This is a genomic window from Actinomadura bangladeshensis (assembly GCF_004348335.1).
Classification (GTDB): domain Bacteria; phylum Actinomycetota; class Actinomycetes; order Streptosporangiales; family Streptosporangiaceae; genus Spirillospora; species Spirillospora bangladeshensis.
This window is the reverse complement of record NZ_SMJW01000211.1, coordinates 1-13847: the sequence shown is the minus strand read 5'-3', so window position 1 is coordinate 13847 and position 13847 is coordinate 1. Positions and strand designations below refer to the sequence as shown.

General features: G+C 74.4%; 16 protein-coding genes. 11 read left to right on the top strand and 5 right to left on the bottom strand.

Going from position 1 to position 13847, the window contains the following annotated elements; genetic code table 11:
- The 3 genes from E1284_RS41910 to E1284_RS30605 all read left to right on the top strand — a co-directional run.
- Positions 1-597, top strand: a 597-nt coding sequence (locus tag E1284_RS41910) for a hypothetical protein (RefSeq protein WP_207924043.1), incomplete at its 5' end; no start/stop codon positions are given.
- A 17-nt stretch (positions 598-614) separates the two neighbouring features.
- Entirely contained in the window at positions 615-947 is a 333-nt protein-coding gene (locus E1284_RS30610; RefSeq protein WP_131943637.1) for a hypothetical protein, read from the top strand.
- Between the two features lie 10 nt (positions 948-957).
- Positions 958-1560 (top strand): GNAT family N-acetyltransferase, encoded by a 603-nt coding sequence (locus tag E1284_RS30605; RefSeq protein ID WP_131943636.1) that lies wholly within the window; start codon positions 958-960, stop codon positions 1558-1560.
- Here the strand turns inward: E1284_RS30605 and metF are convergent.
- Complete coding sequence (metF, locus tag E1284_RS30600; protein WP_131943635.1) at positions 1497-2432, bottom strand: methylenetetrahydrofolate reductase [NAD(P)H]; 936 nt, start codon at positions 2430-2432, stop codon at positions 1497-1499. The two genes, E1284_RS30605 and metF, sit on opposite strands and share 64 nt — an antisense overlap.
- Before the next feature lie 170 nt (positions 2433-2602).
- Between metF and E1284_RS30595 the strand changes: the two genes are divergently transcribed.
- The 4 genes from E1284_RS30595 (at position 2603) to E1284_RS30580 (ending at position 7641) form a co-directional block, all read left to right on the top strand.
- Positions 2603-3655 (top strand): polyprenyl synthetase family protein, encoded by a 1053-nt coding sequence (locus E1284_RS30595; RefSeq protein WP_131943634.1) that lies wholly within the window; start codon positions 2603-2605, stop codon positions 3653-3655.
- Between the two features lie 112 nt (positions 3656-3767).
- On the top strand, positions 3768-4328 hold the full coding sequence (locus E1284_RS30590; protein ID WP_131943633.1) for a carboxymuconolactone decarboxylase family protein: 561 nt from the start codon (positions 3768-3770) through the stop codon (positions 4326-4328).
- Positions 4328-6469, top strand: a complete 2142-nt coding sequence (locus E1284_RS30585; RefSeq protein ID WP_131943632.1) for a beta-glucosidase family protein — start codon at positions 4328-4330, stop codon at positions 6467-6469. Before E1284_RS30590 ends, E1284_RS30585 begins: the two co-directional genes overlap by 1 nt.
- Positions 6470-6561: 92 nt before the next feature.
- Positions 6562-7641, top strand: coding sequence for a serine/threonine-protein kinase (locus E1284_RS30580; protein WP_243714843.1), 1080 nt, complete (start codon positions 6562-6564; stop codon positions 7639-7641).
- Between the two features lie 14 nt (positions 7642-7655).
- On the opposite strand, the gene E1284_RS41905 is transcribed toward E1284_RS30580, so the two are convergent.
- From E1284_RS41905 to E1284_RS30565, 4 genes are all read right to left on the bottom strand, one after another.
- Complete coding sequence (locus E1284_RS41905; RefSeq protein ID WP_165965486.1) at positions 7656-7820, bottom strand: hypothetical protein; 165 nt, start codon at positions 7818-7820, stop codon at positions 7656-7658.
- A gap of 72 nt (positions 7821-7892) precedes the next feature.
- Positions 7893-8561 (bottom strand): thiamine phosphate synthase, encoded by a 669-nt coding sequence (gene thiE / locus E1284_RS30575; protein ID WP_131943631.1) that lies wholly within the window; start codon positions 8559-8561, stop codon positions 7893-7895.
- A 160-nt stretch (positions 8562-8721) separates the two neighbouring features.
- A complete protein-coding gene (locus tag E1284_RS30570; protein WP_131943630.1) occupies positions 8722-9096 on the bottom strand; it encodes an Rv2175c family DNA-binding protein in 375 nt (124 codons plus the stop codon).
- Positions 9097-9177: 81 nt separating this feature from the next.
- Entirely contained in the window at positions 9178-10392 is a 1215-nt protein-coding gene (locus E1284_RS30565) for an NAD(P)/FAD-dependent oxidoreductase (RefSeq protein ID WP_131943629.1), read from the bottom strand.
- Positions 10393-10588: 196 nt separating this feature from the next.
- On the opposite strand from E1284_RS30565, the gene thiO reads away from it, so the two are divergent.
- From thiO to E1284_RS30545, 4 genes are all read left to right on the top strand, one after another.
- Complete coding sequence (gene thiO, locus E1284_RS30560; RefSeq protein ID WP_131943628.1) at positions 10589-11713, top strand: glycine oxidase ThiO; 1125 nt, start codon at positions 10589-10591, stop codon at positions 11711-11713.
- Positions 11710-11910, top strand: coding sequence for a sulfur carrier protein ThiS (gene thiS, locus E1284_RS30555; RefSeq protein WP_131943627.1), 201 nt, complete (start codon positions 11710-11712; stop codon positions 11908-11910). The genes thiO and thiS overlap by 4 nt, the downstream gene beginning before the upstream one ends.
- A 120-nt stretch (positions 11911-12030) precedes the next feature.
- On the top strand, positions 12031-12801 hold the full coding sequence (locus E1284_RS30550; protein WP_131943626.1) for a thiazole synthase: 771 nt from the start codon (positions 12031-12033) through the stop codon (positions 12799-12801).
- Positions 12802-12945: 144 nt separating this feature from the next.
- On the top strand, positions 12946-13847 hold a 902-nt coding region (locus tag E1284_RS30545; protein ID WP_131943625.1), incomplete at its 3' end, for a DMT family transporter.

Genomic DNA, 13847 nt, shown 5'->3' with positions numbered 1-13847 from the left:
GGCAGGACGGCCCCGGTCCCGGCCGGAACGCCCCGGCCCGCCGGGCCGCCCTCCCCTGGGGCGGCACCTCCGACGTCCACGCCCGAGCCCACGCCGCGGGGTGCGGGCGGCATCGGCAACTTCCCCACCCGGCAGGCCGCCGCCAAGGCCGCCAGGACCGACGCGCTGGCCGTGGTGGCGGCCGTCCAGGACGGCAGGCCCGTCCCCGACTCGGTCTGGACGCACCTCGGGGCCAACGCCGATGACCCCGACTACACCGAGAAGCTCTACGAGCGGCTCGGCCCGACGGCGGCCGCCGACCTGCTGAAGGCCGCCGGCGGGGACGGGGCGCGGCTGGAGGCCGTCCGGCAGTCGCTCGGCATGTCCAGCCACCACCTCCCGATGGACGTGAAGTGGCTGCGCGCCTTCCTGGCCGAGGCCGACCGCGCGGGGGTCCGGCCCGCCGCCGTCCAGGTGCTCACGGGAGCGGCCATGAGCGAGCGGACGCGCGCGGCCATCGCCAAGCTGGACCTGCGCGCAGCGCCCCATCACGCGGCGCCCCACCACGCAGCGCCCCACCACGCAGCGCCCCACCACGAAGCGACCGACGTCGCCTGAGAGCCTGAGAGGTCGCCATGGCCGCTCCACCGCCTCCCGGGAGCCTGCCCCTGCCGCTGACCGGCGCCGCCGCCGCGAAGCTGTCCCCGGCCGAGCAGCCCAACCCGGAGTACCAGCGGCTCTACCAGGCGTACGCGGACGCCTACGGCGGCATCGACCGGCTGCGGCAGGCGCTCGACGCGCCGGTGAAGACCCTGCGCGGCACGGACGCGTGGCTCGGCCCGGAGGCGCGCGCATGGGGCGGGCAGCTCGACGCCAACCGGGCGGGCCTGAAGAAGGCGGCCGACCGCATCCTCTGGGACATCTACGATCGGCTCTCGGCGACGCAGCGGACCATCCCCCGGGTCTAGTCTCTGTCAAGTGAGGGACCCGAAGCTGCGCGAGATCGACCGACGCGCCTTCCTACGCAGGCTCAACCCCATGCTGGACGTGTACGCGGCGGCGATGGAGCCGCCCGGCGAGCAGCTCCCCGGCCGTCACACCATCATGGAGCGGCACGCCTCGTACCCGGGGTTCCGCGCACTCGTGGTCGAGCGGCGCGGGGCGCTGCCCGTCCTGACGGGCCCCGTCCAGGGGTTCGCGTACGGGTTCCACGGGACGCGCGGCCAGTGGTGGCACGACGTCGTCCACCAGGCACTGTCGGACCTGGAGGGCCCCGAGCACGCGGAGGCGTGGCTGGACGACGCGTTCGAGGTCGCCGAGCTGCACGTCCACCCGCAGGCGCAGGGCAGGGGCCTCGGCCGGAGCCTGCTCAACGCGCTGTGCGAGGGCCGGCCGGAGCGGACCGTGGTGCTGTCGACGCTCGACCGGCGGCCGGACACCCCGGCCCGCAACCTCTACCGCTCGGTCGGCATGGTGGACCTGCTGAGCGACTTCGAGTTCCCGGGCGGCGGGCCGCGCTACGCCGTCATGGGCGGGACGCTGCCCCTGGCGCCGTACTCGCCGGCGCCGAGGAGCGAGTAGACCTCGCGCGTCGCCGTCGACTTGTTGAACGTGATGAAGTGGATGCCGGGCGCGTCCTGCTCGAGGAGCTCGCGGCACAGCTCGGCGGCGTGCTCGACGCCGAGCCTGCGCACCGCCTCCGGGTCGTCGGCGACGGCCTCGAACCGGGCCTTGACCTCGGGCGGGAACGGCGCCCCTGACAGCTGCTCGGACCGCTCGATCGTGCTCATCTGCGTCACCGGCATGATGCCCGGCAGGATCGGCACGTCGCAGCCGGCGGCGGCGACGCGGTCGCGGAGCCGGAAGTAGTCCTCGGCGCGGAAGAACATCTGCGTGATCGCGTAGTCGGCCCCGGCCCGGCACTTCTCGATGAAGTACCGGACGTCGCTGTCGACGTCGGGCGAGCGCGGGTGCTTGTAGGGGAACGCGGCGACGCCGACGCAGAAGTCGCCGTAGGAGCGGATCATCCGGACCAGCTCGGCGGCGTACTCGACGCCGTCGGGGTGCTTGACCCACTCCCCCATCGGGTCGCCCGGCGGGTCGCCGCGCAGCGCGAGGACGTTGCGGACGCCGGCCGCGGCGAACCGGCCGATCAGATTGCGCAGCTCGGCCTGGGAGTGGTTCACGGCGGTGAAGTGCGCGACCGGGGTGAGCGTGGTGTCGGTCGCGATGCGCTCGACGATGTCGACGGTCGTGTCGCGGGTGCCCCCGCCGGCACCGTAGGTCACCGAGACGAACGTCGGGTGCAGGGACTCCAGCTCGCGGATCGTGCGCCACAGGTTCCGCGCGCCCTTGTCGGTCTTGGGCGGGAAGAACTCGAACGAGAAGGACCTCCCGCCCGAGGCCAGCAGCTCTCGGACGGTGGGGGCCCGGTCGGGGCGTGCACGTCGCATTCCCCAAGCCTACAGAAGGGCCCCCGGCGGCCCCGGGAGATCCCGGGAACCGCCGTTATGCGTGATGCTCACCACATCTCACGGCCGTTATGTCCCTATTTCCGAAGATCCAGTGACTTCTCACGTTCCGGGGGCGGGGTTGAATCCTCCCAGGTGGATACGATCTCGGCATGTCGACCAGCCGTATCCGCAAGGAGGTCGACGAGGCCCTCCTCGGCTTCGTCGACCGGCAGCGCCCGGCGCTGCTGACCATCAGCGACGACCTCGCCCCGCTGCTGTCCGCCCTCGACGCCCTGCTCGGCGGCGGCAAGCGGCTGCGGCCCGCGTTCTGCTACTGGGGGTGGCGCGCCGCCGGCGGCGAGGACGGCCCCGGCATCGTGGCCGCCGCCGCGTCCCTGGAGCTGCTCCAGGCGAGCGCGCTCGTCCACGACGACGTCATGGACTCCAGCGACACCCGCCGCGGCCAGCCGTCCGCCCACCGCCGGTTCGAGGCGCTGCACCGCGCGCAGGGCTGGCCGGGCGACGCCGAGGCGTTCGGCGGCGGCGCCGCGATCCTGCTGGGCGACCTGTGCCTGGCCTGGTCGAGCGAGATGTTCGAGACGTGCGGGCTGGACCCCGAGCGCCGCCGCCGCGGCCGGGCCGTCTACGACCTGATGCGCACCGAGGTCATGTGCGGGCAGTACCTCGACATGCTGGAGGGCACCCGCGGCCGGGCGGCCGTCGCCACGGCGCTGCGCGTGGTCGAGTACAAGAGCGCCAAGTACACGATCGAGCGCCCGCTGCACCTCGGCGCCGCGCTCGCCGGCGCCCGCCCGGACGTGACCGCCGCGCTCACCGGCTACGGGCTGCCGCTCGGCATCGCCTTCCAGCTCCGCGACGACGTGCTCGGCGTGTTCGGCGACCCGGCCGCGACGGGCAAGCCGGCCGGCGACGACCTGCGCGAGGGCAAGCGGACCGTGCTGATCGCGCTGACCCTGGAGCGCGCCTCCGCCGCGCAGGCCGCCGCGGTGCAGCGCCGCCTCGGCGACCCCGCCCTCGACCGCCCCGGCGTGGACGAGCTGCGCACGATCATCGAGGAGACCGGCGGCCTGGCCGCCTGCGAGGCCATGATCGAGGGGTACCAGCGGGAGGCCGAGAGGATCCTCGCCTCCGCCCCGGTCACCGCCGAGTCCCGGCGGGCCCTGGAGGAGCTGGCCGTCGCGGCCACCACGCGGACCACGTAAGTGCACGGAGGCGGGGGTTCCAGGGGGTCGCCCCCAGGGGCGATGACACGATTCGGCCAAAATTCCCCGGCGGACTAGAACTTTCCCACTGATCGGTGGCAGAAATGTCGCCATGTGCGCCGACACCCCGGGGAACCGCGTCCCGCGCTTCGAACCGCTGCCCGAGGACGCGTGGGACGACGTCCTCAAGGCCGTGGCCGCCACGACCGGTCCGCTGAACATCTTCACCACGCTCGCCCGGCACCCGGACCTGTTCCACTCCTGGATCGGGTTCGGGTCGATGCTGCTCATGAAGGGCTCGCTGGGCGCCCGCAACCGCGAGCTGGCGATCATGCGGACCGCGCACCACCGGTCCTGCGGCTACGAGTGGGACCACCACCGCGGGCTCGCGCTCGGCGCCGGGCTCACCGAGGACGAGGTCGCGGCGCTCCGGCTCGGCATCGACGGGCACGACTGGAACGACGACGACCGCATGGTCCTCACCGCGGCGGACGAACTGCACGCGTCCGGCACCCTCTCCGACGCGACCTGGACGGAGCTGGCCACCCGGTTCGGCGAGCGCGAGCTGATCGAGCTGGTCGTCCTCATCGGCCACTACCACATGGTCGCGTTCGCCCTGAACGCCCTGCGCGTCCAGAACGAGGAGCCGGCCGAGCACGGGGAGGGGCGCTGATGCGGGCGGGACGGTGGCTCCCGGCGGCGGGAGCGCTCACGGCCGTGCTGGCGCTGACGGCGGTCCCGGCGCCGCAGGACGCGCGGGCGGCCGCGGGACGCTGCGGCGACCCGGCGCAGCGGCCCTGGTGCGACACCTCGCTGACGCCCGACCGGCGGACGGCGCTGCTGCTGCCGAAGCTGACCGACGACGAGAAGATCGCGCTGCTGGCGTCCGACGACCCGTTCGGCGGCCCGCTCGGCGGGTTCTTCGAGGACGCGCACGCCGACACGGGCCGCGGGATCGACCGGCTCGGCATCCCGCCCGTGTACATGACCGACGGCCCGGCCGGCGTCCGGCAGGGCAAGGCGACCGCGCTGCCCGCGCCGATCGCGCTCGCCGCGGGCTTCGACCGGGGCACCGCGCGGCTGTACGGCGGGACGGTCGCCTGGGAGGCCAGGCACCGCGGCAACGACCTGGTCTTCGGCCCGACCGTGGACGTCCTGCGCACGCCCCGCAACGGCCGGACGTTCGAGGGCTTCGGCGAGGACCCCTACCTGTCGGCGACCCTCGGCGTCCCGTGGATCAAGGGCGCGCAGGCGCAGGGCGTGATGACGTCGGTCAAGCACATGGCCGTCTACACGCAGGAGCAGGACCGGCTGTCGCTCGCCATGGAGGTCGACCCGCGCACGCTGCGGGAGATCTACCTGCCGCCGTTCGAGGCCGCCGTGAAGGAGGGCGGCGCGGCGACCGTCATGTGCGGGTTCGGCAAGCTGAACGGCCGGTGGGCGTGCCAGGACGACGGCGTCCTCAACGGGATCCTGCGGTCGGAGTGGGGCTTCAAGGGGTTCGTGCCGTCCGACCACACCGCCGCGCAGGACACCGCCGGGGCCGCCAACGGCGGGCTCGACATGGAACTGCCGATCGGCATGAAGTACAACGCGCTCATGCTGAAGACGGCCGTCGCCCAGAAGAAGGTCACGCAGGCGACCATCGACGGGCACGTCGGCAACATCCTGCGGACGATGTTCGAGTTCGGGGTGTTCGACCGGCAGGCGTACCCGAACGACCTGTCCCGCATCGACCGGACGGCGAGCGAGACCGCCGCGCGGCGCATCGAGGAGTCGGGGATCACGCTGCTGAAGAACGACGGCGTCCTGCCGCTCGCGGCGCCCACGTCGATCGCGCTGATCGGGCGGGCCGCGCAGGACGCCCCGAGCGGGTTCGGCTCGGCGAAGGTCGTGCCGTTCACGACGGTCAGCGCGCGGGAGGGCATCGCGCGCCGCGCCGGATCCGGGACCGCGGTCACCTACACCGACGGCGACGACCGCGGCGCCGCCGCGAACGCGGCGCGCAATGCCGACGTCGCGCTCGTGTTCGCCACCGACAGCCAGGGCGAGTTCTTCGACAAGTCGTGCCTGACGCTCCAGTGCGGCGAGCCGCTCCGCGGCGACCAGGACGGGCTGATCTCCGAGGTCGCCAAGGCCAACCCCAACACGATCGTCGTGCTGAACACGGGCGGGCCCGTGCTGACGCCCTGGGCCGGCCAGGTGAAGGGCATCATCGAGGCCTGGTATCCGGGCCAGGAGGCGGGGAACGCCCTCGCGCGCGTCCTGTACGGGGACGTCGACCCCGGCGGACGGCTTCCGGTGACGTTCCCCGTGGGCGAGAACGACGCCCCGGCGTCCGGGAACCCCGCCCAGTACCCCGGGGTGAACAAGACCGCCGCGTTCTCCGAGGGCGTCATGGTCGGCTACCGGCACTACGACGCGAAGGGCATCGCGCCGCGGTTCCCGTTCGGGCACGGCCTGTCCTACACGACGTTCTCCTACAGCGGGCTCAAGGCGAGCACCAAGGCGGTCCAGGTGACCGTCACCAACACGGGCGGCCGCACGGGGGTCGCCGTGCCGCAGCTCTACATCGGCATGCCGTCGCCTGGCGTGGACGTGCGGCAGCCGCCCAAGCAGCTCAAGGGCTACGCCAAGGTCACTCTCGCGCCGGGTGAGAGCACCACGGTGACGTTCCCGCTGTCCGCGCGGTCGTTCGCCTACTGGAACGAGGAGGCGAGGGCGTGGAAGGTCCCGGACGGCTGCGCCACGGTCATGGTCGGGCCTTCGTCCCGAAAGATCGCGCAGAAGGGGACACTGGGGACATGCCAGTAAAAACAAAGATCTCGGTTCCCCTGCCGTGCCCAGCCGTCACGCGGTACAAATAAGGAAATCTTCGTCCGCCCCCGCCGAGTCGGAGTCATCCAGTGCCGCACGACACCTCCCGCGGGAGGACGAACCCCCATTCCCCGCGTCCCGCCGGCGCCCGCGCCGGGCGCCCGGCGCATCCCGGCCGCGGCGGCCGCGCGGGCAAGCCGCGGGCCGGGCAGGGACGCCCGGGCGGCGGGCCCCGCCCCGGGCACGGCCGCGACCGCCGGCACGGCGTGCCGCTCGGCCCCGACGACCCGCGCGGCCTCGGCGGCTACACGCTGCTCGGCCGGCTCGGCGAGGGCGGCCAGGGCATCGTGTACCTCGGCCGGGACGGCGACGGCGGCCTCGTCACGGTGAAGCTGCTGCGCGGCGGCGCGACGGCCGGGCACCGGGCGCGCAGCCGCTTCGTCAAGGAGGCGGACGCGGCCCTGCAGGTGTCGGGGCGGCACACCGCGCGGGTGCTGGACGCCGACATGACCGGCGACCGCCCCTACATCGTCAGCGAGTTCGTCGAGGGCCCGTCCCTGCAGGACGTCGTCGCCGACCGCGGGCCGCTGTCCGCGCCGCAACTGCGCAAGGTCGCGCTGCGGTCGGCGGCGGCGCTCGCCGCGATCCACCGCGCCGGGATCGTGCACCGCGACTTCAAGCCCGGCAACGTGCTGCTCGGCCCGGACGGCGCCAAGGTCATCGACTTCGGCATCGCCCGCACCGCCGACGCGCCCCCGCTGACCACCGGGCCCGTCGGCACGCCCGCCTACATGGCGCCCGAGCAGATCGAGGACGAGCCGGTCGGGCCGCCCGCCGACGTCTTCGCGTGGGGCGCCGCGATGGTGTTCGCCGCGACCGGCCGCCCGCCGTTCGGCACCGGGCCGAGCGCGGCGGTCATGCGGCGCGTCACCTCCCGGCGGCCCGAGCTCGGCGACATGCAGGGCCCGCTGCGCGACCTCGCGGCCCGCTGCCTGGACAAGAACCCGGCCGCGCGGCCGACCGCGCCGCAGCTCGTGCGGGCGCTGCGGGAGGGCCAGGGCCCGGCGCCGAAGCCGCGGCCGACCCGGATACCGCGCTACCGCTGGCGGATGATGGTCGCGCTCGGCGCGGTCGTCGTCGCCGGGTTCGCGCTCGGCATGATGTTCTGACGGCCCGTCCGGTCCTACCAGTGCGGCGGGCGGTCCTCCAGGAGGCGGGCGTCGTTGTCGTCGGTCGCGCGCCAGTCGCCCCAGCCCGTGTCGGTGTCGTCGGACGTCTGGTCCGGCAGGATCTGCAGGTCGTCGTCCAGGTCGACGGTGCGGTCGTCGTCGTCAGGTCCCACGTTCATGATCCCCATTGTCGGTGATCGCCCGAGCGGCCCGCACCGCGCCCCCGCCGAACCGGGCGGGGCCGGCCCGCGTCAGGCCGCCAGCCGGCGCGCGAACTCGGCCGCCGCCGCGCCGGGGTCGTCGGCCTCGGTGACGGCCCGCACCACGACGACCCGCCTCGCGCCGGCGGCGAGCACCTCGCCGAGGTTCCCGAGGTCGATGCCGCCGATCGCGAACCACGGCCGCGGCACCCGCTGCGCCGCCGTGTACTCCAGCAGCTTCGGGCCGGGCGCGGGACGGCCCGGCTTGGTCGGCGTGGGCCAGACGGGGCCCGTGCAGAAGTAGTCGACGCCCGGCTCCGCGGCCGCCGCCGACGCCTGCTCGTCGGAGTGCGTGGACCGGCCGATCAGCATGTCGCCGCCGACGATCTCGCGGGCGGCGGGCACCGGCAGGTCGTCCTGGCCGAGGTGCAGCACGTCCGCGCGGACGGCCTGCGCCACATCGGCGCGGTCGTTGACCGCGAGCAGCGCCCCGTGCCGCTCGCAGGCCGCCCGGAAGATCTCCAGGTACGTCATCTCCTCGCGGGCCTCCAGGCCCTTCTGGCGGAGCTGGACGATGTCGACGCCGTTCGCGAGGACGGCGTCCAGGAAGTCCGGCAGGTCCCGCTGCCGCTCCCGCGCGTCGGTGCAGAGGTAGAGGCGGGCCCGGCTGAGGCGGGCGCGCAGCGCTACGGCGCGTTCGGAGGGGAGATGCCTGGACACGGCGGAGGATCGTCCTTTCGGCCTGCTCGGGTCGTACGGGTCATGCGGGTCGTGCGGTCGGGTCGTGCCGGACCGCGGGGCCGGGCGGCGAGGGCGTCCCGCCGCGCGACCCCGCGATCGTGTCACGTCGTGCGTTGTCGTCCGTTGATGGCGGTCGGTTCTAGAAGGCGAGGGCCTGGGCCCGGCGCCGGACCTCGGTCCCCCGGTTCTCGGTGAGCGCGTCCACCGGCGTCCCCGGGAGGGTGTCGTCGGCGGTGAACAGCCAGCGGATGGTCTCCACGTCGTCGAACCCGGCGTCCGACAGGAGGGTGAGCGTGCCGGGCAGGCCCTTGATGACCTGGCCGTCCTTGATGAAGGCCGCGGGCACCATCGGCTCGCCGCCCCGGCGCACCGCGAGGATCCGGTGCTCGTGGATGAGCTGCTTGATCCGATGGGGCTTGATCCCGAGCCGTTCGGCGGTCTCGCGGAGGGTGAGCCATTCGCCGGCGAGGGCGTCGGTCCGGGGGTCGAGTGCGCTGTCAACGGTTGCGTGCATCTGCGTCACGCCCCCTTGCTACCACGCCTCCGGAACGCTCAAACCCCCTGGACAGCCGATCCGCTTCCGCGGCGATCGCCATCAGCGAACGGCCTGCCGGACGGGGACGTCCGGGTCGGCGATCGCGGCGGGGTCCACCGGCGTCCCGGCGGCGATCACCCGCCTCGCCTGCACCAGGTCGCGGGGCCGGTCGACGGTGAGGATCGCGTCGAGGCGGTCGCCGGTGAGCCACACCACCGACCACGTGCGGCCGGCCGGGTCGCCGCGGTGGACGAGCCGCTCGGAGGCGGCGTGGCTGCCCGCGTACTGCACCATGCGGCCGAACTGCTCGGACCAGAAGTAGGGGGCCGCGTCGTAGGCCCCGTCCTGGCCGAGGAGCGCCGCGGCGGCGGTCTCGGGGGCGTTGAGGGCGGTGTCCCAGTGCTCGACCAGGAGCCGCCGCCCGTAGCGCGCCGACCACCAGGCGGCGCAGTCGCCGACCGCCACGACGTCCGGTCGGAGCGCACCGGGCTCCTCCTCGCCCTGGTAGGCGCGGAACGAGCCGTCGGTGACCACGCCGCGCTCCACCAGCAGGCCCGAGCCGTCCAGCCAGGACACCTCCGGGCGGACGCCGACGCCGACCACGACCTCGTCGGCCTCGATCCGGCCGCCGCCGGCGAGGGCGAGGCCGCCCTCCTCGACGGACGCGACCTTCACGCCGGTGCGCAGCTCGACGCCCGCCTCGGCGTACCAGGGGGCGGTGAGGGCGCCCACCTCCGGCCCGATCGCGTTGGCGACGGGGGTGTCGGCCGCCTCCACGACGGTCACCCGGCAGCCCTTCTTCGCGGCGGTGGTCGCGACCTCGGCGCCGATCCAGCCGGCGCCGACGATCACGATGCGGGCGCCCTCGGTGAGCCGGGACCGCAGGTCGCGGGCGTCGTCGACGGTGCGCAGGACGTGCTGGCGGCCGTCGCCCGGCAGCGTGACCGGGGTCGCGCCGGTCGCGATGACCAGCCCGTCGAACGGCAGGTCGCCCGCCGTGGACGCGAGCACGCCGCCCTGTCCGGGCGCGTGCAGGCCCAGCCCGGTGGCCCGCTCGCCGAGCAGCAGGTCGCAGCGCAGCGCGTCCCAGTCCGCGTCGACGGTCGTGTCGTCGGACTCGCCCGCGAGGACGGCCTTCGACAGCGGCGGCCGGTCGTAGGGGCGGTGCCGCTCCGCCGACACGAGCGTCAGCGCGCCCTCGTACCCCTTGCTCCGCAGGGCCTCCACGGCGCGCACGCCGGCCAGCCCGCCACCCACGACGATGACGCTCTCCATGAAGGCCAGCCTAATGTGCCGCGCTTTTCGGGTGGACACCTGTCCAGATGATGGACGGCTCCGCCGAGGTCGTATGGTGGGAACCGGGTAAAACGGCACAGAGCGCGGGAGTCCGGTGCGACCGGGCTGAGAGGGCGGCTGAACGGGCCGCCGACCGCCAGACCTGATCCGGATCATGCCGGCGAAGGGAGCGCGCATGCAGATCGCGATCGTGGGAGCGGGCGTCATCGGCCTCGCGACCGCCTGGCGCACCGCGGCGGCCGGTGCCGCGGTCACGCTGATCGACCCGTCCCCCGCGAGCGGAGCCTCGTCGGTGGCGGCGGGGATGCTCACCCCGGTCAGCGAGCTGACCTACGGCGAGGAGCCGCTGCTGCGGCTCGGCCTCGCGTCCCGCGACCGGTACGGCGAGTTCGTCGCCGAACTGGAGGACCTGACCGGCCTGGGGACCGGGTACCGCACGGACGGGCTGCTCCAGGTCGCGTTCGACTCCGACGACCTCACCTACCTCGACGACCTGCGCCGCTTCCAGGAGAGCCTCGGCATCCCCGTCCAGGCGCTGACCGGCCGGGAGAGCCGGCGGGCGGAGCCGATGCTCGCGCCCGGCGTGCGCGGCGGGCTGCTCGCCCCGCGCGACGGCTCGGTCGACCCGCGCCGGCTCACCGCGGCGCTGCTCGCGGCGGCCGAGCGGCTCGGCGTCCGGCTCGTCCGGCGGCGGGCCGTGCGCCTGCTGACCGAGGGCGATGCGGCGGCCGGCGTCGGCCTGGACGACGGGACGGCGGTCCGCGCCGACCGGGTGCTGCTCGCCGCCGGGCCCTGGTCGGGCGACCTGGAGGGCCTGCCGCCGGGGAGCGTGCCGCCCGTCCGCCCGGTGAAGGGCCAGGTGATCCGGCTCCGGACCCGGCTGCCGTTCCTCACCAGGACCACGCGCGGCCTCGTGCGCGGCTCGTCGGTCTACCTGGTGCCGCGCGCGGACGGCGAGATCGTCCTCGGCGCCACCCAGGAGGAGCTGGGCTTCGACACCCGGGTCACCGCCGGCGGGCTGTGGGAGCTGCTGCGGGACGCCCGCGAGCTGCTGCCCGGCATCACCGAGCTGGAGTTCGCCGAGGTCACCGCCGGGCTGCGGCCCGGCTCCCCGGACAACGCGCCGGTCATGGGCCCCGCCGGGCCGCCCGGCCTGTTCGTCGGCACCGGGCACTTCCGCAACGGCGTCCTGCTGACCCCGGTGAGCGCCGACATCCTGTCCGCGATGCTGCTGGACGCCCCCGTCCCCGACGTCGCCGGGCCGTTCTCCCCGGCCCGTTTCTCCGAGGTGCGAGCATGAAGGTGACCGTCAACGGCGAGCCGCGCGAGCTGCCGGAGGGCACCAGCGTCGCCGAGGTCGTCGCGTCCGTCACCGCGGCCCGGACGGGCGTGGCGGCCGCGCTGAACGACGAGGTCGTCCGCCGTTCCGCGTGGGAGGCGACGACCCTGCGCGACGACGACCGGATCGAAGTGCTCACCGCCGTCCAAGGAGGCTGACCGCCGCGTGGAGCGGAGCGCAGCGGAGTGGAACGCGGCGGAGTGGAACGCGGCGGGCGGACCCCGCCCCCGGGGGCGTGGGGGGCGCCCCCCACAAGGACACCGTGCAAGGAGGCTGAAATGTCGGATGCGCTGGTCATCGCCGGGGAGGAGCTGGGGTCGCGGCTGATCATGGGGACGGGCGGCGCGCCCAGCATGCACGTGCTGCGGGAGGCGCTGACGGCGTCCGGGACGGCGCTGACCACGGTCGCGATGCGGCGGGTGGACCCGTCGGCGCGCGGCTCGGTGCTGGACGTGCTGAAGGAGTGCGGCATCCGGGTGCTGCCGAACACCGCGGGCTGCTTCACCGCCGGGGAGGCCGTCCTCACCGCCAAGCTGGCCCGCGAGGCGCTCGGCACGAACTGGGTCAAGCTGGAGGTGATCGCGGACGAGCACACGCTGCTGCCCGACCCGATCGAGCTGGTCGAGGCCGCCGAGCAGCTCGTCGACGACGGCTTCGTCGTGCTGCCGTACACCAATGACGACCCGGTGCTGGCGCACCGCCTGGAGCAGCTCGGGTGCGCCGCGGTGATGCCGCTCGGCTCCCCGATCGGCTCGGGCCTCGGCATCCGCAACCCGCACAACATCGAGCTGATCGTGGAGCGGGCGGGCGTGCCGGTGATCCTGGACGCCGGGCTCGGCACCGCGTCCGACGCCGCGCTCGCCATGGAGCTCGGCTGCGACGCCGTCCTGCTGGCGACGGCCGTCACCCGCGCGCGGCACCCCGAGCGGATGGCCGCGGCGATGCGGCACGCGGTGGAGGCCGGGCGGCTCGCCAGGCTCGCCGGGCGCATCCCGAAGCGCCGCTACGCGCAGGCGTCGTCGCCGTTCGAGGGCCTCGCCACCTCGTAGAGTTCCTAAAGAGTTGCCTGTAGGAATATTCGCTGGACCTGAAACCAGGGTGTGACCAGACTGGGCCCGGTCCACCTGGGCATGCCGCGACCCGGCACGTTCCTTCGGTGTTCATGGAAATGACCCATACCTAGGGTGCGTGACATGCAGCAGAAAAGCACGGGTCGCATCGACAGGGCGGCCGTCGCCGCCGCCACCGTCACGGTGGTGCTGTGGGCGTCCGCGTTCGTCTCGATCCGCAGCGCCGGAGCCGAGTACGGCCCCGGCGCCCTCGCCCTCGGCCGCCTCCTCGCCGGGACGGTCGTGCTGGGCGCCCTCTGGCTCGTGCGGCGCGAGGGGCTGCCGCCCAAGGCGGCCTGGCCGGGCATCATCACGGCGGGCGTCCTGTGGTTCGGCGCCTACATGGTCGCGCTGAACTGGGGCGAGCAACTCGTGGACGCGGGCACCGCCGCCCTCGTCGTCAACATCGGCCCGATCCTGATCGCGCTCCTCGGCGGCTGGCTGCTGAAGGAGGGGATCTCGCCCCGGCTGATCGCCGGCATGGCGGTGTCGTTCGCCGGCGCCGCCGTCGTCGGGCTGTCGATGTCCGGCGAGGGCCGCGCGTCCGTCGGCGGGGTGCTGCTCTGCCTGGTCGCCGCCGTGACGTACGCGGCGGGCGTGGTCAGCCAGAAGCCCGCGCTGCGGCACGCCTCCGCACTGCAGTTCACCACGTTCGCGTGCGCCGTCGGCGCCCTGTTCTGCCTGCCGTTCGCCGGGCAGCTGGCGTCCCAGGCCGCGGACGCCTCGGCCGGGGCCACCCTCAACATGGTCTACCTGGGCGTCTTCCCCACCGCGATCGCGTTCACCACCTGGGGCTACGCGCTGGCCCGCACCTCCGCCGGGAAGATGGGCGCCACGACCTACGCCGTCCCCGCCCTGGTCGTCGCGATGTCGTGGCTGTTCCTCGGCGAGGTCCCCGGGCTGATCACGCTCGCCGGCGGCCTGCTGTGCCTGGCCGGCGTGGCCGTCTCCCGCAGCACCCGCAGGCCCGGCCGCCGCGCCCCCGC